Genomic DNA, 18680 nt, shown 5'->3' with positions numbered 1-18680 from the left:
CATGTTCCCCTTTAGTGTGCTGGTCGGCAAGGCTGTGCGTCGCGTCTCGCGGCTGCGGGGCGGAGGCTCGGCGCTGCCGGGCCTGGTGGTCGAAAAAATTGATCCAGGATTCATGGGGCGGGCGCTCAGCGGCCTGCCGCAAGGCGTGGTAGTGATCAGCGGAACCAATGGGAAGACCACCACCACCAAGATGGTGGTCGAGCTACTGCAGGGTCAGGGCCTGACGGTCTTCACCAACCGCACCGGCAGCAACTTCACCCGCGGCGTCGCCGCAGCCTTGCTCGGCGAGGTGAACTGGCGGGGCAGGCTCACGGCTGACATCGCCGTCCTGGAGCTGGATGAGGCACACGCAGTCCACTTCGTGAAGCTGGTGCCACCCACCCACTGCCTGCTGCTCAACGTGCTCCGCGACCAGCTGGACCGGTTCGGTGAAATTGACCAAACCACCCGCCTGCTCGAGCGAATTGCTGCGAGAACCACCGGCACCGTGGTGCTGAACCGCGAGGATCCACGGGTGGCGGGTATCGCATCGACTGTGACAACTGCCGACATCGCCTACTTCGGTCTTGACTCCTCGCTGCGCAGCACCTTCCCCAACGACGACGAACTGCGCGGCAACATCGGCGTCGCTCCCCCGTCGAGCATTCCTGCCGACGTCATCCTGGAGCACGTCGACGGGAACTCGGCGTCGTTCCTGACCGACGGCGAGTCGACCAGCGTCGACCTGCGGCTGCGCGGGGTCTACAACATTTTCAACGCGGCGGCAGCGCTGGCCACCGCCCGGGTGGTCCTCGGTGACACCATCAACCGTGCGGCGCTGTTCGCGTCACTCGCGACCGTGGAACCGGCCTTCGGACGCGGCGAGTCGCTGGTGGTGGACGGCAAACCGCTGGAACTGGTGCTGGTGAAGAACCCCAGCGGGTTCCGGCTGGGGCTGAAATCGTTCGACGCCGCCGGCTACGCCACGATGATCGCCATCAACGACAACTACGCCGACGGCCGTGACATGTCCTGGCTCTGGGACGTCGACTTCGATTCCCTCGGGCTCGCTGGCGTCGACATGGTCAGCGGGGTCCGCGCCTACGATATGGCGCTGCGGCTGAAGTACGACGACGTCGAGGTGCGCGCCGTTGAACCCGACACCACAGCAGCGCTACGGTCCTTCATCAGCGCGGCGACGGATCAGCCCAAACGCATTTTCTGCACCTATACGGCGATGCTCGCGGTCCGGCGTGACCTCTCCAAGATCACAACCGTCGAGGTGGTTTCCTGATGTCCAAAGGCACCCTGAATATCCTGCAGCTCTATCCGAAGGAAATGAACATCTACGGCGACTGGGGCAACGTCCTGGTGCTGAAGCAGCGGCTCGCCTGGCACGGGTACACCGCCACCATCCTTGAGCACGCCGCCGGGGACGAGTTCCCGGCGGACGTCGACCTGATTATTGGCGGCGGCGGGCAGGACAGCGGCCAACTGGTCATCCAGCAGGATTTGCAGGTCATCGCGCCGAGGCTGCGGCAGCTCGCCGAGGACGGGCTGCCGATGCTGGTCATTTGCGGACTGTACCAACTGTTCGGAAAGTTCTTCAGAACCCATGACGGCACTGTCATTCCCGGCATCGGGATCCTCGACCTGGAAACCCACGGCACCAACGAGCGCCTCATCGGCAACGTGGTGGCTGAGAGCGAAGAATTCGGCGAGATCCACGGGTATGAGAACCACAGCGGACAGACCCGGCTGGGGCCCGGTGTCAGGCCGCTGGGCATGGTGACCAAGGGGGCAGGCAACAACTCCAGCGACGGTCACGAGGGTGCACGCCACCTGAACGTCGTCGCGAGCTACCTCCACGGATCGCTGCTGCCGAAAAACCCGGCGATCGCCGATTTCCTGCTCCGAAAGGCCGCCGAACGGAAGTTCGGGTCCTTCGAACCGGGCGTCCTCGACGACAGCCTCGCCGATCTGGCCCGCCGCCACGCGGGAGCGCGTCCACGCTAGAGCGGGCCGGCTGCGCCCGGCCCGGGTCACGCAGCCCGGGTCACCAACCTCTCAGGCGATACAAGTAGCCAGCCCGGGTCACCGGTCCTCGGCGAGATTCCAGAGGTGGGCACCGTCGTCGACCGCTCCGTAGGTGTCAACCGTGGCCAGGATGCGGGCGCTGACCTCAGCTTCCCGGTCTGGCGAGGTGCACTCGCCGGGCGGCTGTTCCGGTGGCAGCGCGCACCAGCGGTACGGAGCGCTGACAATGATCGACGGTACCCAGGCCAGATCGCTGACCGTCCACGCGCCGTCAGTTTGCGCGAACTGGGCCCTGATCATCAGACCCTCGTTGTTGACGGCATGGACCGGGGACAGTTCGCTGACCCCGTTGCCCAGGCCGTAAACAATCCAGGTGCCGTTGTACTTCTCGATCGGGAGCACCGAGTGGGTGTGGTGGCCGTAAATAAGGTCGACCTCGCCGCTGTCGGCCAGGGCGTGGGCCACCTCGACTTGCTGCGCGTTGGGCACCGAAGCATACTCATCACCGGCGTGCATGGCGGCGATTACGACGTCGGCCCCCTCCGTCCGGGCCTGCCGCGCCTTGGCGATCATCACGTCGGCGTCGATCAGGTCAACCTGCCAGGGCTGGTCGGGGATCAGCCCGTTGAGGCCGTAGGTGGCCCCGATGACTGCCACCCGTGCGGCAGTGGTTTCGAGGATCATGACGTCCTGGGACAATTTCTCGTCGGCGTAGGAACCGGTGTGCTCAAGACCCACCCGGTTGAGGTCGTCGAGTGTTCTGGTCAACCCCTGGGTGCCGGCGTCGATGGTGTGGTTGCTGGCCGTGGTGCAGGCGTCGTAGCCGACGGCTTTGGCAGCGTCGAGGATCTGCGGCGGCACGTTGAACTGGGGGTAACCACTGAACGGGCCCTCGGGCACCGCCACAGGGGTTTCCAGGTGGCACAATCCCAGATCGCTGTGGTTCAGGTATTCCCGTTGCTTCGCCAGCAAGGGCCCAAAGTCGAAGGATGCGGTGCCACCGGCGGCAGGGTCGTTGGAGGCGTCGTGCGCGTCGGCGGCAGCCTGCTCCCACAGGCCCGGATGGATCAGGAGGTCGCCGGTGGCGGCCACTGTGAAACAACGATCCGCCGCACAGGGTGGCCCTTCGCCTGGGGTGATCTCAGGCGCTGGCTGAGGAGACGGTTCAGGCGACAGTTCAGGTGCTGGTTCGGGAGACAGTTCAGGTGCTGACTTGGTGCTCGTCGCCGAACCGGACGCGGTGGCGGACGCTGCCACCGTCGTGCCGTCACCTGCTGTGGGGGTGCCGCCGTCCACTCCTGAGCAGCCGCAGAGCATTCCGATGGTCAGCGCCGTCGCCGCCACCCTGTTCAGCCTCGCTGCCATGGCAGCCTCCTTGAACGGACGTACAGTCATGATAGACCTTGCATCGTCGATAGTCCCCGTTTCGTCACAGCTGGGGTATACCGGGTGCTGGAGAGCGGGTCGCTGGTGTGTAAGGGTAGTTGTTATGAGCAACCCTTTCCTCGCACCAAGTACCCTGCCGTATCAGCTCCCCCCGTTTGGGCTGATTAAGGACGACCACTATTTGCCGGCCTTCGAAACGGGCTTCGCCGAACATCTCGCGGAGATTGACGCGATCGTCTCCTCGCGGGAGCCGGCGGACTTCGAGAACACCATCGTCGGTCTCGAACGCGCCGGGGACACCCTGCGCCGGGTGGCCCTGGCGTTCTACAACAGCTCCTCGTCCCATTCCACCCCGGCGATCCAGGAGTTGGAGACCGCGGTCGCCCCGCGCTACGCCGCCCACGAAGATAACATCTTCCTGAACCGTAAATTGTTTGAGCGGGTCAACGCCGTATCGGCTGACGGTCTGGACGCGGAGGCAACCCGTCTGGTCGAGGAATACGTCAAACGGTTCATCCGTGCGGGTGCCCAGCTCGACGACGCCGCCCAGGACCGGCTCCGGGAGCTGAACACCGAGCTGTCCCAGCTGAGCACCGACTTCCAGCAGCGACTCCTGAAGGACACCAACCGCTCCGCCCTGTGGGTTGACACCGTCGACGAGTTGGACGGCATGTCCGCCGATGACGTCGGATCGGCTGCCGCAGCCGCCGAGTCGGCTGGCCAGCCTGGCAAGTACCTGATCACCTTGATCCTGCCGACGGCGCAACCCGCGTTGGAGACCCTGACCAACCGGACCACCCGCCAGCGGTTGCACGAGGCGTCGATTAGCCGGGGGTTGGCCGACAACGAGTTCAACACCCTGGGCATTGCAGCCCGGATGGCGGAGCTGCGCGCCGAACGGGCAGCTCTCCTCGGGTTTGACAGCCATGCCGCGGCCGCCACCGATGACCAGACAGCACCCTCACTCGACGCCATCCATCGGATGCTGGGACAGCTCGCACCGGCGGCTGTCCGCAATGCGCGAGCCGAGGCGGTGGAGCTGGAGGCTGCCGCAGGCCATCCGATCGAAGCCTGGGACTGGGCCTACTACTCGGAAAGGGTGCGCGCCGCCAAGTTCGACGTCGACCTCGCTTCACTACGCCAGTACTTCGAACTGGAACGTGTTTTGCAGGACGGGATTTTCTTCGCCGCCAACCGATTGTATGGGCTGACCTTCACCGAGCGGACCGATCTTGAGGGCTACCACCCCGAGGTGCGGGTCTGGGAAGTCAAGGACGCCGACGGCGACGGGCTGGGCCTGTTCCTCGGCGATTACTACACCAGGGACACGAAGAACGGCGGCGCCTGGATGAACTCCTTTGTGGAACAGTCAGCGCTGAACGGGACCCACGCCGTCGTCGTCAACAACCTCAATATTCCCAAGCCGCCGGCCGGCGAGCCGACCCTGCTCACCTTCGACCAGGTGGTGACCACCTTCCACGAGTTCGGCCACGCGCTGCATGGGCTGTTCTCCGCGGTCACCTACCCCACCTTCTCAGGTACCAGTGTGCCCCGGGACTTCGTCGAGTACCCGTCGCAGGTGAACGAGATGTGGATCCTGTGGCCGGAGGTGGTGGCCAATTACGCCAAGCATCACCGGACCGGCGAGGCGCTGCCGACGGCGACCATCGACAAGCTGCTCGCCGCCCAGACCTGGGGCGAGGGCTTCGCCACCACCGAGTACCTGGGCGCAGCCCTGCTGGACCTCGCCTGGCACGCCCTTCCGGAGGGATCCACGGTTGCCGACCCGGCGGCGTTCGAACGGGAGGCGTTGGCCGCCGCAGGGCTGGACTTCTCCCTTGTCCCGCCACGCTACCGTACCGGCTATTTCAAGCACATCTTCGCCGGCGGATACTCGGCGGCGTACTACGCCTACATCTGGAGCGAAGTACTGGACGCCGACACCGTCGAGTGGTTCAAGTCCGCGGGCGGACTCACCCGCGAGAACGGCGACCATTTCAGGACCGAATTGCTCTCCCGCGGCAACAGCATTGATCCGCTGCAGGCCTTCCGCAACTTCCGCGGCCGCGACGCACTGATCGATCCCCTGCTCACCCGCCGCGGGCTGGCCTAGACCACCATGGTGACCATCGCGGCGTGCCAGCGCCTCCAACGTTCCTGGTTTGCCGCGGTGTCCTCAGCGACTAGCGGCCGAACCTTCACAACTCACGGGTCCGACTGGGTGTGGCTGCCAGCGCGGCGTGAGCTGATCCTGCTCTTTCCTCAGGAAATCTCCCCCGCGGGGATCCGGCCCGCCCTGGCGGAAGGCGTCCGGCTGGGTGCTCACAGCGCGGGAGCGTGGCTCGGCGGCGGGGTGAAGGGGTCCCAGCTGACCGGGCTGGGCTTCAGCCCGGGCTGGCAGCCCTGGTGGATGGCTGCTCCGGTCGAGGAACCCTCCGCGTACGACGACGCCGGCACCTCCCTGTCCACCGACGTCCCCGACTACGGGGGGCCCCTGGCGCAGGAACTACGGGTGGTGCGGTCCCAGCCCCGTCAGGCGTGGCATGCCGAGGCACGGTTGGACGGCAGCATTGTTGGCGCGGGGTATTCGTTCTACCCGTCAGGGGTTCCGGGGCTCAAAGGGCTCGGTGGCATCTTCAATATGGAGGTACTTCAGGACTACCAGCGGCGCGGCCTGGGGACTGCGCTGTTGAGCAGACTCTCCAAGGCCGCCGCGGCCTCGGGCGCCGAGCATCTGGCATTGAACGCCACACCGCAAGGCTACGAGCTGTACTCAAAGCGGGGGTTTGAGCTGATCGGCAGGGGCCAGACTTACTGGCGGCAACTGTGATGTGGATGCGACGCTGACCGACCTGCTCGACCTGCTCGGCCTGCACTGACCTGCATCGACAGAAAGTCGGACCGCCAGATTCTGGCGGTCCGACTTTTTGTCCGGGGTAACCTGGTGCTTACCAGCCGCGCTCGGCGAGGCGGTGAGGCTCAGGGATTTCGTCAACGTTGATGCCAACCATTGCTTCGCCCAGGCCACGGGACACCTTGGCGATCATGTCGGGATCGTCGTGGAAGGTAGTGGCCTTCACAATGGCTGCGGCGCGTTCAGCCGGGTTGCCCGACTTGAAGATTCCCGAGCCAACAAACACGCCGTCGGCTCCGAGCTGCATCATCATTGCTGCGTCGGACGGGGTGGCAATGCCGCCCGCGGTGAAGAGCACGACCGGGAGCTTTCCGGTCCGCGCTACTTCCTTGACCAGGTCAAACGGTGCCTGCAGCTCTTTCGCTGCCACGTACAGTTCGTCCTCAGCCATCGATGACAGGCGAAGGATTTCCGAACGGATCTTACGCATGTGCATGGTGGCGTTCGAGACGTCGCCGGTGCCGGCCTCACCCTTGGACCTGATCATCGCAGCACCCTCGTTGAGGCGACGCAGCGCCTCGCCCAGGTTAGTTGCACCGCAGACGAAGGGGACGGTGAACTTCCACTTGTCGATGTGGTTGGCGTAGTCGGCGGGGGTCAGGACCTCGGACTCGTCGATGTAGTCGACGCCGAGGGACTGCAGAACCTGCGCCTCGACAAAGTGCCCGATTCTTGCCTTTGCCATCACCGGAATGGAGACAGCCGCAATGATGCTGTCGATCATGTCCGGATCGCTCATCCTGGACACGCCACCCTGCGCGCGGATATCGGCGGGAACACGCTCGAGCGCCATCACCGCGACGGCGCCAGCATCTTCAGCGATGCGCGCCTGCTCCGCGGTGACCACGTCCATGATGACGCCGCCTTTGAGCATTTCAGCCATGCCGCGCTTGACCCGGCTGCTGCCGGTCACGGGCGCGGTTGTCGAAGTTTCTTCAACGGTGGACACAATTCGCCCCTAAGTTAGGTAAAAGATAACAATTAATAATACGCCCGCTCATGGGCGGCAATTGCCGCTAACGGGTGTCGCTGGAGGCCATCGCCTGTTTGTGAACTGCCACTACCCGCTGAATCACTGTCGCGGTGCTTGCGAGAGCCAGTAGGACCAGGACAGTCAGGAGGAACGCCTGGGGTAACCCCAGTCCGGTCAGGCCGGTCACCACCAGAACCGATACCAGCCGTTCGGCTCGTTCGGCGATGCCAACGTTTGCTGTGAAGCCCAGGGATTCCGCTTTTGCCCGGGCATAGGAGACCAGCATGCCCAACACCAGGCACGCCAGCGCGGCAATAGCGATGGGGTGGTTGTCGCCGCCGCCGAAGAACCAGATAGCCACCCCGGCGAACAAGGCACCGTCGGCAATCCGGTCCAGGGTGGAGTCAAGGAAGTTTCCCCAAGTGCCACCTGCGCCCTTGATGCGGGCCATGATGCCGTCGATCAAGTCGGAGAACACGAAGGCGGTGATGAAGATGGTGCCCCAGAACAGTTCACCCAGCGGGTAAAAAACCAGGGCACCGATCGCCACGCCCAAGGTTCCGACAATAGTCACCGCGTCGGGAGAGACGCCCCATCTGAGGAAGAGCCTGGCGATCGGGCTGAAAAGCCTCGTGAAAAAACTGCGCGCATACTTATTCAGCACCTGAATCACCGGCCTGTGGGGTCCGAACACCAGCGGTCTGGGGCCAGGCACCCGCCATCTGGATCCGCACCTCGTCGAGGGTTTGGGTGATCGCCTTGGTTTGAGCGATGATCGGCAGGAAGTTGCCGTCTCCACCCCAACGCGGCACCACGTGCTGGTGCAGGTGGGCGGCGATGCCGGCTCCCCCGGTGACCCCCTGGTTCATGCCGAGGTTGAAGCCTGTGGGTTTAGCCACTTCCCGCAGCACCCGCATCGCTGTCTGGGTAAGCTCGGCGATCTCGATCGTCTCGTCGCTGTCGACGTCGGTGTAGTCGGGTACATGCCGGTAGGGGCAGACCAGCAGGTGCCCCGGGTTGTAAGGGAAGAGGTTGAGGATCACGTAGGCGTGGATCCCCCGATGCACGATGAGTGAATCCTCGTCGCTGCGGGACGGCGCAACGCAGAAGGGACAGTCGTCTTTGTCCTTGAACTGGGACTGTCCACCCTTGATGTACGCCATCCGGTGGGGAGTCCACAGGCGCTGAAAGGCATCCGGGACGCCAGCGATCTCGAAGTCATCGGTCACACCGTCGTCGCCCGGATAACGCCCATCGGCGTGTTGCCCGTCAGCCCCTGTAGCACTCTCCATACGTTTTACTTGTCCCGATTCCGGACGGCCTCGACGATGCGCCGCGCTGCCTCATCGATCGGCACCTGGTTGTCCTGGCTACCATCGCGGAACCTGAAGGACACGGCTCCGGCATCCTGGTCATCTCCGCCCGCGATCAGCACGAAGGGAACCTTCTCCTTGCTTGCGGTGCGGATCTTCTTCGGGAACCGGTCGGTACCGATGTCCACCTGGGCACGGATTCCCTCGGCCTTGAGTAAGGCGACGACGTCGAACAGGTAGTCGTTGAACGCTTCGGCCACCGGGATGGCAAGGACCTGGACCGGAGCGAGCCAGGCCGGGAACGCGCCCGCGTAGTGCTCGGTCAGGACGCCCATGAACCGCTCAATGGAGCCGAACAGGGCGCGATGGATCATCACCGGGCGCTGCCGGGTGCCGTCCGCCGCCTGGTATTCGAGTTCGAACCGTTCCGGCAGGTTGAAGTCCAACTGAATGGTGGACATCTGCCAGGTACGGCCGATGGCGTCGCGGGCCTGCACCGAGATCTTCGGACCGTAAAACGCGGCTCCACCTGGATCGGGCCGCAGCTCAAGACCGGAAGCTTCCCCCACCTCGGCGAGGGTCCGGGTGGCTTCCTCCCAGATCTCGTCAGACCCGACCGATTTTTCAGGATTCTTCGTGGACAGTTCGAGGTAAAAGTCGTCCAGTCCGTAATCTTTGAGCAGGCCGAGGACAAAGTTGAGCGTCTCGGTGAGCTCGTCCTTCATTTGTTCGCGGCTGCAGTAAATGTGGGCGTCGTCCTGGGTCATACCGCGGACGCGGGTCAGCCCGTGTACCACCCCCGACTTTTCGTATCGGTACACGGACCCGAACTCGAACATCCGCAACGGGAGTTCCCGGTAGGACCGGCCCCGGGATTTGAAGATCAGGTTATGCATGGGACAGTTCATGGGCTTGAGGTAGTAGTCCTGGCCCGGCTTGCGCACGGTGCCGTCCTCGTTGAGTTCCTCGTCGACGTGCATCGCCGGGAACATGCCGTCGCGGTACCAGTCCAGGTGGCCGGACACCTCGTACAGGTGCCCCTTGGTGATGTGCGGGGTGTAGACGAACTCGTAGCCGGCGTCGACGTGGCGCTGCCGGGAATAGTCCTCCATCGCCTTGCGGATGATGCCGCCTTTGGGATGGAAGACGGGCAGTCCGGAGCCCAGCTCGTCGGGGAAGGAGAACAGATCCAGCTCGGTGCCGAGTTTGCGGTGGTCGCGGCGCTCAGCTTCGGCGATGCGCTCCTGGTAGGCCTTCAGCTCGTCCTTGGTGGGCCAGGCGGTGCCGTAAATGCGCTGCAGCTGCTGGTTCTTCTCACTGCCGCGCCAGTAGGCGGCGGCGGAGCGGGTCAGGGCGTAGGCGTTGGAAATGAGCTTGGTGTTGGGCAGGTGTGGCCCACGGCACAGGTCTTTCCAGACCACGTCGCCGCTCTTGCGGTCGATGTTGTCGTAAATGGTCAGCTCGCCGGCGCCAACCTCGACGGAGGCGCCGTCGTCGTCAGTGATATCGCCCGAACCGCCTTTGAGGCCGATCAGCTCCAGCTTGTAGGGCTCGTTGGCCATCGCTTCGCGGGCTTCGGCGTCGGTGGCGACGCGGCGGACGAACGGCTGGTTGTTGTTGACGATCTTCAGCATCATCTTTTCGAGCTGCTTCAGGTCTTCTGGAGTGAAGGGGGTTTCGACGTCAAAGTCGAAGTAAAATCCGTCGGTAATGTAGGGGCCGATGCCGAGCTTTGCATCGGGGCGCAGTTGTTGGACCGCCTGTGCCATCACGTGGGCCGTGGAGTGGCGCAGCACTTCCAGCCCCTCGGGTGAACTGATGGTGATGGGTTCAACGCGGGCACCCGCGGGGATCGGCTGGTCAAGGTCGACCAGTTCACCGTCCACCCGGACGACGACGACGTCGCGGCGTTCCGCGAACAGGTCAACGCCGGTTGTGCCCGTAGTCACCTGGTGCTCCTCGCCGTCGACGAGGAGGGTGATAAGGGAGGGCGCTGACACAGTGGTCTCCTAGCTAGGGTGGTACGGCGGGTTAACTCTCTGATGGTATCTGCTGTGCTTGGGCGCCTCCAACAACCTGGCTAGCGCGCGTCGCTGCCGAAGCGCCACGGTGTCAGTAGGATCAATCCATGAAGTCTCAGGTCTCAGTCATTACGTTGGGCGTCCGTAACCTTGATACGTCCTACGGTTTTTACGCTAAAGCTCTTGGCTGGGAGCCCCTGGTCTACGTTCCTGATGAGGTGGCATTTTTCCAGGTAGGCCATGGTTTGGTGCTGTCCCTCTTCAGGGCGGATCATCTGGCTGCTGAGGTGGGGAACATCGGTCACGGACCCATCGCACCTCCGCTGACTTTGGGGCATAACGTGGACTCTCCCGATGAGGTGGATGTGATCCTTCAGACGGCGGTCAATGCCGGTGCTGAGCTGATCGCGGAGGGGACCGCGATGAGTTGGGGCGGATATTCGGGGTACTTCGCCGATCCGGACGGCTTCCATTGGGAGGTCTGCCACAATCCGGGCCTGGCTGTCGCCGAGGACGGCACCGTCTCGCTGCGCGAGATTGTCTGACCGGAAAGCAGTGCCCGAGCTCGGCTCAGGAATCTAACTGCAGTTCCGCGTGTTGAAGACTATGGACCGCCCAAACTGAGTGAGCGCTTCCCAGCGCTTCCCTTAATTCGATTTATCAATTCAAGAAGGAGCACCGTGGACTTCACCCCCGATGCCGGCACGATCACCATGTTCTCAACCAGCTGGTGCGGCTACTGCCGCCGGTTGAAGAAGCAGCTGGATGCCAAGGGAGTCGGCTACACCGAGATCAACATCGAAGAGGTGGAAGGCACCGCGGCATTGGTCGAATCCCTCAACGGTGGTAACCAGACGGTCCCGACGGTGCTGTTCCCCGACGGCTCCGCTGCTACCAACCCTTCGGTGTCGGACGTCCTGGCTCGTTTGGGAAGCTAGCTCTGCACTCTTCGATCCGGTGAAGCCGGCACCACGGCTCCAGGCATGTCCGACCTTTTGCCCCGCCGCCTGCTCTCACATGGTGCCCCACCTCTCGCCCATGGCTTGCCCCACCTCTCGCCCAGGTTAGAAGGGTGGTGGTTGGGGCAGGGTGGTGTAGTTTTTGCCGGTCAGTGAGGTAGCGGCGATGGTCCCTGGTTCGGGTTGTTCGTAGTGCCAGTAGCCCTCGGTTTTGAGCATATGGTGGCGTCGGCAGAGCGCTGCCAGGTTGTCGTAGCTGGTGGTCCCGCCCTGGTGCCAGGGGATCGTGTGGTCGATATCGCAGGCCGGCGCGGGCCGGTTGCAGCCCGGGTGGCGGCAGGTTTTATCCCTGACCAGGATGGTGGTGCGCAGGCCTTGGGGGACTTTGTAGCGGTCCCGGCCGACGCTGAGCACGGTCCCGGTTTCGGGGTGGGTGAGGATCCTGATGAATCCGGGGGCGTGGGCGGCGAGTTGGCGTGCCGTGTCCGGGTCGATCGGACCGTACCCTTCGAGGTCGGCCGGCCCATCGCCGCCGAGCAGGGTCAGCACCGGAACGGTCACGAACACCACCGGCTGCACACCCTTCACCGACGCAAGATCAACCAACCCACCACCACCACCAGCCCCAGCAGCACCACCGGTATCACCAGTGCCGGCGCAACCGTCAGCGGCACCGCCAGCACCATCAGCGTCGGCGTCGTCGTGGTGAGTGCTCTCGGTGGGTGGGCAGTGGTGGGTGAGGAGGTCGCTGAAGACGTCCGCCTTGAGTTGGGTGAGGGTCCGGGATTCGGACGGGTTTTGCAGGGCCCGTGCGGTGAAGGTCAGGCGGTGTTCGATGCCGCAGGCCTGCTCGGCCGGCAGATACGCGGAGAGCCAGGCCATCCCGTCCTGGGCTGGGGTCACTTCCACGTGCCGGTCCAAGGCTGCGGCGGCCTTGCGGGTGGTGCTCGATTCGGGATGCAGTCTTTCCCGGACCCGGTGACAGGTCGCTCTCAACCGTGGCGGGGTCAGATGCGCGCCGCGGGCCAGGACCTGATCCTCGAACCCAGGCAACACCTCGGCCGGTAAGAACAACGCTTCGTCGGCGATCATCTGGGCTTGCCGGACCGAAATCATTCCCCGGCCCAGGCAGTGCAGGGTTTTCGGGAGGTCCAGGACCAGGGTCAGGCTCTGACCCAGCAACCGGTGCGCTGCCCGGCCGGAAATATTCAGCAACGGCGCCAATTCCTCGGCAGAAAGGGTGAAGCCGAGCCCGTTACCAATCTGCGAACCCGATCCGCTACGCGAGGCAGCAAGGGCGGCGGCCTGGGCCTGCACCTCAACATGGAGGGCAGCAACCAGTTCCGCCTGCCGGGCAGCGATCCACGACGCCAACCGCTCCACCGCCACCAACAACGCAGCAGTCCCCGGCAAACCCCCACCAGCGCCTTCAGCAGGGCCGTCAGCCGGCTGCTCCGCTGGTTCTTCAGGCGCGCCCTCAACAGTGTCCCGTGGCAGCAGCATGCCGACCAGTGATGCGGGCCCAGCCAGCTCCGCCGGGGTGGGTGCAGTGTTGGCCGCGAACCGGTGAGCCCGCGCGGACTTACCCACTCGCCGTAAGACACCCGCGACCTCACCGGGACTCCACGACGGATCCATCAACGCCAACGACCCCGAACCACCCGGAAAACCAGGGCCCGCCGGACCACCAAGACTGGCGGAAAACACCTCAGCGATGCTCCGGTTGTGGCCAGCCTTCTCCTGCTGCTTCATACCCCCATCCCATCACCCGCCACCGACATTCCTAGCCCGCTAAGAGGACAGAAGCCAGGACCGCATTACGCCCACAGCGAACACAACAAAAGGTCCGCATTGGTAACGGCGAACTGTCTTCTCAGGACCCAGCAGGTGGAGGCCACGGAGCTCGTACGCCGTCGTTCTGAAAGAGGGTTGTGGTGACAGCCTCCCCCGCCAGGCAGCCCCCATCGATCAATCTCCGAGCGCCAACCGGTTCTGCCAGTTCCACAGTTAGCTGGACCATGTCGTTGCTGGGACAGTTATAGCCGGCCTCAGGCAACGCCCCAACGTCGGTCTTGATCACGATTCGGTCCTCTTCGTAGGTGATCTTGGGCTCCAGCACAGGTCCGGTCACCCCGCCCGAGCAACCTATCCGAGTCACGTCAACCCGGAAACTTGTTGAACTCGGCGAGACCTCCTCGCCCTTGGGTAGCCGCCAGATCGCTGATGCTGACGGCTCGCGCACGGCCCAGCGCACGCCGTCGTCCTCGCCGCAGTACGTCGCAGGAACCGCATTCACGTCCAGACAGAGACCGTCGACCAGATCCCGGTTTCCCACGGGTTCGGTGAGATTGACCGTCACCGCGACCACATTATTGCCCTGACAGGTCACGGTTTCGCGGCCAGGTATGGGCTCAACATAGGTCTCAATGACAATTCGATCGGCCTCATAGGTGAGTTCCGGGTCCAGCACCGTGCCCGTCACGCCATTCGAGCAGGCCGCCCGTTCCACACCCAACTTTAAACTCGTTGAGGCCGGCGACACCTCATCCGGACTTGCCAAAAGCCAGGTGGCCACCACCGGTGAATCGCCCTGGGAGCCACATCCTCCTAGCAAAGCGATACCAGCTGCCGTGCTCGATGCCAATAGATACCGCCCCATCAGCCACACCACCCCTCACCGCAGAGCCAATCCACCCGCATGAACTTCAGTATGCTCCCCCGCCTGATGAGCGTGAAGCCCCACCCAGAGCGGGGCAGAAATCACCTGATTGAACCGCTGTCGGTGTCCGTGCCTATGCTTGGGATAACCGCCAGGTACCCAACTGAAAGGACCGTGTAGAAATGGTTCATAGAGTCCAAGCCGTAGTTGTCAGGGAAAAGAACGCACCAGCGGGCATCGAGACCATTCTCGTGCCCGATCCGGGACCGGGTGAAGCGCTGGTGGATATCCTCACCTGCGGCGTCTGCCACACCGACCTGCACTACAAACAGGGTGGCATCAGCGACGATTACCCGTTCCTCCTCGGCCACGAAGCCACCGGCGTGGTCAGCGCCGTCGGACCCGATGTCACCGAGGTGAAGCTTGGCGACCGGGTCATCCTCAACTGGCGCGCGGTGTGCGGAGAATGCCGTGCCTGCCGCCGCGGCGAGGCCCAGTACTGCTTCAACACCCACAACGCCACCCAGAAGATGACCCTCGAGGACGGCACCGAACTGTCCCCCGCGTTGGGCATTGGCGCCTTCGCTGAGAAGACCCTCGTCGCAGCCGGCCAGTGCACCAAGGTGGATCCGGCTGCGGATGCCGCGGCCGTTGGCCTGCTGGGGTGCGGCATCATGGCAGGCATCGGCGCCGCCATCAACACCGGAAACGTCCGCCGTGGCGACTCGGTAGCAGTCATCGGCTGCGGCGGAGTGGGCAGCGCAGCCATCGCTGGCGCCAAGCTTGCGGGCGCGACGACGATCATCGCCGTCGACATCGACGACCGGAAACTCGAAGCCACCAGGAAGCTCGGAGCGACCCACACGGTCAACTCCAAGAACCAGGACGCAGTCGAGGCCATCCAGGCACTCACCGACGGCAACGGGGCCAACGTGGTGATCGACGCCGTCGGCCGCCCCGAAACCTACAAGCAGGCCTTCTACGCCCGCGATCTCGCTGGCACAGTGGTGCTCGTGGGCGTCCCCACCCCCGACATGATGCTGGAACTCCCACTCCTCGACATCTTCGGCCGCGGCGGCTCCCTGAAATCCTCATGGTACGGAGACTGCCTCCCGTCACGGGACTTCCCGATGCTGGTCAGCCACTACCAGCAGGGCAACCTGAACCTCGACGCGTTCGTTACCGAGCGCATCACCCTGGACCAGGTCGAAGCAGCCTTCGACAAAATGCACGACGGTTCGGTGCTCCGTTCGGTGGTGGAACTCTGATGGCCGCCCGTGTAGAACACCTCGTCACGTCCGGGACCTTCTCCCTCGACGGCGGCACCTGGGATGTTGACAACAACGTCTGGATCATCGGCGACGACACCGAGTGCATCGTCATCGACCCAGCCCACAACGCCGACGCGATCGTCGAGCAGATCAACGGCCGGCCGGTGCGAGCCATCCTGCTGACCCACGGGCACGATGACCATATCCGCTCCGTCGGGGACGTGCACGAGGCCGTCAAGGCTCCAATCCATCTGCACTCCGCCGACCGGATGCTGTGGGACCAGGTCTACCCCGGCACCGCGCCGGACCAGGAGATCAACGACGGCGACGAGTTCCAGGTGGCTGGCGTCACCCTCAAGGCGCTGCACACCCCCGGACACTCCCCCGGGTCGGTGAGTTTCTACCTGAAGGAGGCGGGCACGGTGTTCACCGGCGACACGCTGTTTCAGGGTGGTCCGGGTGCCACCGGCCGGTCCTTCAGCGACTTCCCGACGATCATCGAGTCCATCCGCGACCGCCTGCTCAGCCTCCCGGCTGAGACTGTGGTGCGCCCCGGGCACGGCGACTCGACGACGGTCGGCGCCGAAGCACCATCCCTTGATGAGTGGATCAAGCGCGGCCACTAAAGCTCAACAGCACAACGACGACGACCGCCCCGTGGCCACTACCTAGCCGCGGGGCGGTCGTCGCTTAGATCCAAACCCTAGAGCCCCTCGAAAATGTCGTGGAGCACCGGATCCTTGGACGTCCGGGGCGGCCAGGCGACGACGAAAAACTCTCGGCCGACGGTCCGCCGCCAGTCGCCGGCGCTGCGGGTGGGATCCGAGATCAGATGGAGTTGGCTCCGGTGTTGCGACAGCCCGGCGACGATCCGGTCGGCCACGGCTGTGGTGTCCACCTCCAGGCCAATCGATTCGTCGGGCACACCGCGCAGGTGATAAACCCTGGACGGATCCCAGGCTTCCTTGCCCGCACGCACCCGTGCGGCATTCCAGCGCTCAAACGTTGACGCTTTCATGGCCCCGTGGAGCAGTCTGCGCAGCCCCGGCCCACCGGCAGCCCGGCGTCGATGAAAGGCCTCATCGGTGGCCCGCCCCACCGTAATGTGATCGGGGTGCCCGGTGATCCCGTCCGGCCCGAAGGTGGCCACCACATCGGGGTGTTCCTCCTCCAACAGGGCACCGATCCGGTCCACCAGTTCCTCAAAGGGCACCGCGGCCAGCGCCCCGTCCGCGTAGTCCAGCCAGATGTGCCGGTCGGGAACACGTCCCAGCGCTCGCCAGGCGTTGCGGCACTCGCCCCGACGCACCGCGCCCAGGGACTCCCGGGTGGCCGGAAAATCCGGTGGGATTTCCCCCGCAGCACCGTCGGTCGCATGAACCAGCGTGAACCGGAAACCTGGGTCAGCCGCGTGCAACGCGACGCTTCCCGCCAGTCCGTAGGCGTCGTCGTCGGGGTGGGCGACCACCAGCATCACTGACCGCGCCTGCGGGTCTGCGGTTCGTGCCATACCCTGCCTCCACACCGGCTTCGATCAGCTCCGAACGGTCATCCTGGAGTCAGGATACGCCGGGCAGGAGGGCTGCGGAAGCCTCCGACAGCTGAAGGGTGTAGCCTGCGTGCCGGTAGGCGGCCAGGATGGCACGCCCGACGTCGTCGACGGTCACCCCGGGGACGAGATCGTTGGCAGCGCCGGCCGTGGCGGGGTCCCAGTCCAGTCCCATCGCGGCGTACGACGACGTCAGCACCGCCCGGATCGGAGCCGAATTTTCCACCACGACCACCGAAGAAAAAAGCCACGCACCGGACACCACCCGCTGGGCCGTCCCGACCAGCTTCAGACGTTGCCCACCCGCACTCACCCCATGCACGCTGTACTCGCCGGGGCAGTATTCGCCGGGAATCTCCCCTACAGCCGCGTCCACACCCACCGAGCGCAGTGCTGACGCAAGGAGTCCACCAAATCCGGCAAAACGTTTCCGAGACCCGGCAACCGCATCGCTCTGCGGCTCGACATGATCAATCACCAAACACCCGCGGTGGTAGGCAGCAGCCCGGCCGCCCGCCCGGCGGACCAGCGGCTCAAACCCGTGCGACCGCGCAGCAGCCTCAGCTGACGCGAACCCGGCCAACCGGGTGTCCCGTTGCCCAAAGGCCAGGGTGGGTTCGGGCCGGTACAGCCGCAGTGTGGCGGGCCGCTGCCCCGCAGCCACGGCGCGCAGCAGCCCAATGCCCTCCGCGAGATCTGCCGCAGCCCCGGCCGAAGCGCCGTCGCGCACCACCAGCAGGTCCGTCCCGGTCATCTAGGTTAGGCTCCTGTCCATGGTCTTCCTGCAGTTTCTGGTCGCCGCAGCGACATTCCTGCTGCTCGACGCAATCTGGCTCAAATCAATGAGCACCTTCTATCGTCAGCAGCTGGGCGACCAGCTTGCCGACAGACCCAATTTTCTCTACGCGGCGGCGTTCTACCTAATCTATGTAGCCGGCATCGTGTTGTTCGCCGTCCAACCCGCACTGGCCGCCGAGTCCTGGTGGGCGGCGTTGGGTTATGGTGGGGCGCTGGGCTTCTTCGCCTACGCGACCTATGACCTCACCAACGCCTCAACGCTCAAACGGTGGCCGGCCGTCCTGGTCGCCGTCGACCTCGCCTGGGGCACCGCCCTGACGGCCCTGATCACCCTGGTCACGTACCTGGTGTTCGCATGATCCGGTTCGCCCGCGACACAGCGGTGGTGGCCGCTTTTTTCCTGCTGTTCGACATCCCCTGGCTGCTCGCGATGGCGGGAACGTACCGGGGCTGGATCGGACCGCTGATGGCCGAACAGGCATCACTCGGGTATGCGGTGGTGTTCTATCTTGCCTACGCTGCGGCAGCCTGCTGGCTCGCCGTCCGGCCCGCCCTGGAGAAGGACAGCCTGAAAGCTGCTGCACTATCCGGCGCGGTCCTCGGCTTCGCCGCCTACGGCACCTACGGCTTCACCAATGCCGCGACCCTCCGCGACTGGCCGGCACAGATGCTCCTCATCGACACCGTCTGGGGCACCGTCCTGACCGCCGGTATTTGCGCTGCAGCCTGCTCAACCATCAGGCGCATCAGCCAGCGCGGTACACCGCTGCACGACGACGGCGTGTAGCCGCCGCGCGCAGCGTTCCCGGGTGGGACACTTA

The 18680-nt window shown here is 64.6% G+C and carries 19 protein-coding genes; 10 read left to right on the top strand and 9 right to left on the bottom strand.

Annotated features, from left to right (window positions below):
• The first annotated feature begins 1 nt into the window (after position 1).
• Positions 2-1273: a Mur ligase family protein gene (locus tag ACX80O_RS11495; protein WP_459307771.1), complete on the top strand. Its 1272-nt coding sequence runs from the start codon at positions 2-4 to the stop codon at positions 1271-1273.
• The gene (locus ACX80O_RS11490; protein ID WP_459333528.1) at positions 1273-1995 is read left to right on the top strand and encodes a type 1 glutamine amidotransferase; all 723 of its coding nucleotides are present in this window, start codon (positions 1273-1275) and stop codon (positions 1993-1995) included. Before ACX80O_RS11495 ends, ACX80O_RS11490 begins: the two co-directional genes overlap by 1 nt.
• 78 nt (positions 1996-2073) lie before the next feature.
• Here ACX80O_RS11490 and ACX80O_RS11485 read toward each other — a convergent pair whose 3' ends face one another.
• The gene (locus ACX80O_RS11485) at positions 2074-3411 is read right to left on the bottom strand and encodes a CapA family protein (RefSeq protein ID WP_459333527.1); all 1338 of its coding nucleotides are present in this window, start codon (positions 3409-3411) and stop codon (positions 2074-2076) included.
• 94 nt (positions 3412-3505) lie between these two features.
• On the opposite strand from ACX80O_RS11485, the gene ACX80O_RS11480 reads away from it, so the two are divergent.
• Positions 3506-5515, top strand: coding sequence for a M3 family metallopeptidase (locus ACX80O_RS11480; protein ID WP_459333526.1), 2010 nt, complete (start codon positions 3506-3508; stop codon positions 5513-5515).
• 9 nt (positions 5516-5524) lie between these two features.
• Entirely contained in the window at positions 5525-6232 is a 708-nt protein-coding gene (locus ACX80O_RS11475) for a GNAT family N-acetyltransferase (protein ID WP_459333525.1), read from the top strand.
• 118 nt (positions 6233-6350) lie between these two features.
• Here ACX80O_RS11475 and pdxS read toward each other — a convergent pair whose 3' ends face one another.
• From pdxS to thrS, 4 genes are all read right to left on the bottom strand, one after another.
• Positions 6351-7265, bottom strand: a complete 915-nt coding sequence (gene pdxS, locus ACX80O_RS11470) for a pyridoxal 5'-phosphate synthase lyase subunit PdxS (RefSeq protein ID WP_196841623.1) — start codon at positions 7263-7265, stop codon at positions 6351-6353.
• 67 nt (positions 7266-7332) lie between these two features.
• Positions 7333-7953, bottom strand: a complete 621-nt coding sequence (pgsA, locus tag ACX80O_RS11465; protein WP_459307776.1) for a phosphatidylinositol phosphate synthase — start codon at positions 7951-7953, stop codon at positions 7333-7335.
• Positions 7943-8581: an HIT family protein gene (locus ACX80O_RS11460; protein WP_459333524.1), complete on the bottom strand. Its 639-nt coding sequence runs from the start codon at positions 8579-8581 to the stop codon at positions 7943-7945. Before ACX80O_RS11460 ends, pgsA begins: the two co-directional genes overlap by 11 nt.
• A 5-nt stretch (positions 8582-8586) precedes the next feature.
• Positions 8587-10602, bottom strand: coding sequence for a threonine--tRNA ligase (gene thrS / locus ACX80O_RS11455; RefSeq protein ID WP_459333523.1), 2016 nt, complete (start codon positions 10600-10602; stop codon positions 8587-8589).
• A gap of 128 nt (positions 10603-10730) precedes the next feature.
• Between thrS and ACX80O_RS11450 the strand changes: the two genes are divergently transcribed.
• Both ACX80O_RS11450 and ACX80O_RS11445 read left to right on the top strand, forming a co-directional pair.
• Positions 10731-11168 (top strand): VOC family protein, encoded by a 438-nt coding sequence (locus tag ACX80O_RS11450; RefSeq protein ID WP_459333522.1) that lies wholly within the window; start codon positions 10731-10733, stop codon positions 11166-11168.
• 135 nt (positions 11169-11303) lie between these two features.
• Positions 11304-11561, top strand: coding sequence for a mycoredoxin (locus ACX80O_RS11445; protein WP_459307780.1), 258 nt, complete (start codon positions 11304-11306; stop codon positions 11559-11561).
• Positions 11562-11687: 126 nt separating this feature from the next.
• Here ACX80O_RS11445 and ACX80O_RS11440 read toward each other — a convergent pair whose 3' ends face one another.
• Both ACX80O_RS11440 and ACX80O_RS11435 read right to left on the bottom strand, forming a co-directional pair.
• Complete coding sequence (locus ACX80O_RS11440; RefSeq protein ID WP_459333521.1) at positions 11688-13334, bottom strand: HNH endonuclease signature motif containing protein; 1647 nt, start codon at positions 13332-13334, stop codon at positions 11688-11690.
• Between the two features lie 121 nt (positions 13335-13455).
• Positions 13456-14091, bottom strand: coding sequence for a hypothetical protein (locus tag ACX80O_RS11435; RefSeq protein ID WP_459333520.1), 636 nt, complete (start codon positions 14089-14091; stop codon positions 13456-13458).
• Between the two features lie 332 nt (positions 14092-14423).
• Here ACX80O_RS11435 and ACX80O_RS11430 point away from each other — a divergent pair, with 332 nt between their 5' ends.
• Together ACX80O_RS11430 and ACX80O_RS11425 are read left to right on the top strand one after the other, a co-directional pair.
• On the top strand, positions 14424-15509 hold the full coding sequence (locus ACX80O_RS11430) for an S-(hydroxymethyl)mycothiol dehydrogenase (RefSeq protein ID WP_459333519.1): 1086 nt from the start codon (positions 14424-14426) through the stop codon (positions 15507-15509).
• Complete coding sequence (locus ACX80O_RS11425; RefSeq protein WP_459333518.1) at positions 15509-16138, top strand: MBL fold metallo-hydrolase; 630 nt, start codon at positions 15509-15511, stop codon at positions 16136-16138. The genes ACX80O_RS11430 and ACX80O_RS11425 overlap by 1 nt, the downstream gene beginning before the upstream one ends.
• Before the next feature lie 77 nt (positions 16139-16215).
• Here ACX80O_RS11425 and ACX80O_RS11420 read toward each other — a convergent pair whose 3' ends face one another.
• Together ACX80O_RS11420 and ACX80O_RS11415 are read right to left on the bottom strand one after the other, a co-directional pair.
• Positions 16216-17022 (bottom strand): PIG-L deacetylase family protein, encoded by an 807-nt coding sequence (locus ACX80O_RS11420; protein WP_459333517.1) that lies wholly within the window; start codon positions 17020-17022, stop codon positions 16216-16218.
• Between the two features lie 49 nt (positions 17023-17071).
• On the bottom strand, positions 17072-17815 hold the full coding sequence (locus ACX80O_RS11415) for a lipoate--protein ligase family protein (RefSeq protein WP_459308770.1): 744 nt from the start codon (positions 17813-17815) through the stop codon (positions 17072-17074).
• Positions 17816-17834: 19 nt separating this feature from the next.
• On the opposite strand from ACX80O_RS11415, the gene ACX80O_RS11410 reads away from it, so the two are divergent.
• A complete protein-coding gene (locus tag ACX80O_RS11410; RefSeq protein ID WP_459308771.1) occupies positions 17835-18218 on the top strand; it encodes a DUF2177 family protein in 384 nt (127 codons plus the stop codon).
• Positions 18215-18646, top strand: coding sequence for a DUF2177 family protein (locus ACX80O_RS11405; RefSeq protein ID WP_459333516.1), 432 nt, complete (start codon positions 18215-18217; stop codon positions 18644-18646). The genes ACX80O_RS11410 and ACX80O_RS11405 overlap by 4 nt, the downstream gene beginning before the upstream one ends.
• Positions 18647-18680: the final 34 nt, after the last annotated feature.

Source organism: Arthrobacter glycogeni (assembly GCF_054511155.1).
Note: the sequence above shows the minus strand (reverse complement) of the source record. Positions and strands in the feature narration are given on the sequence as shown.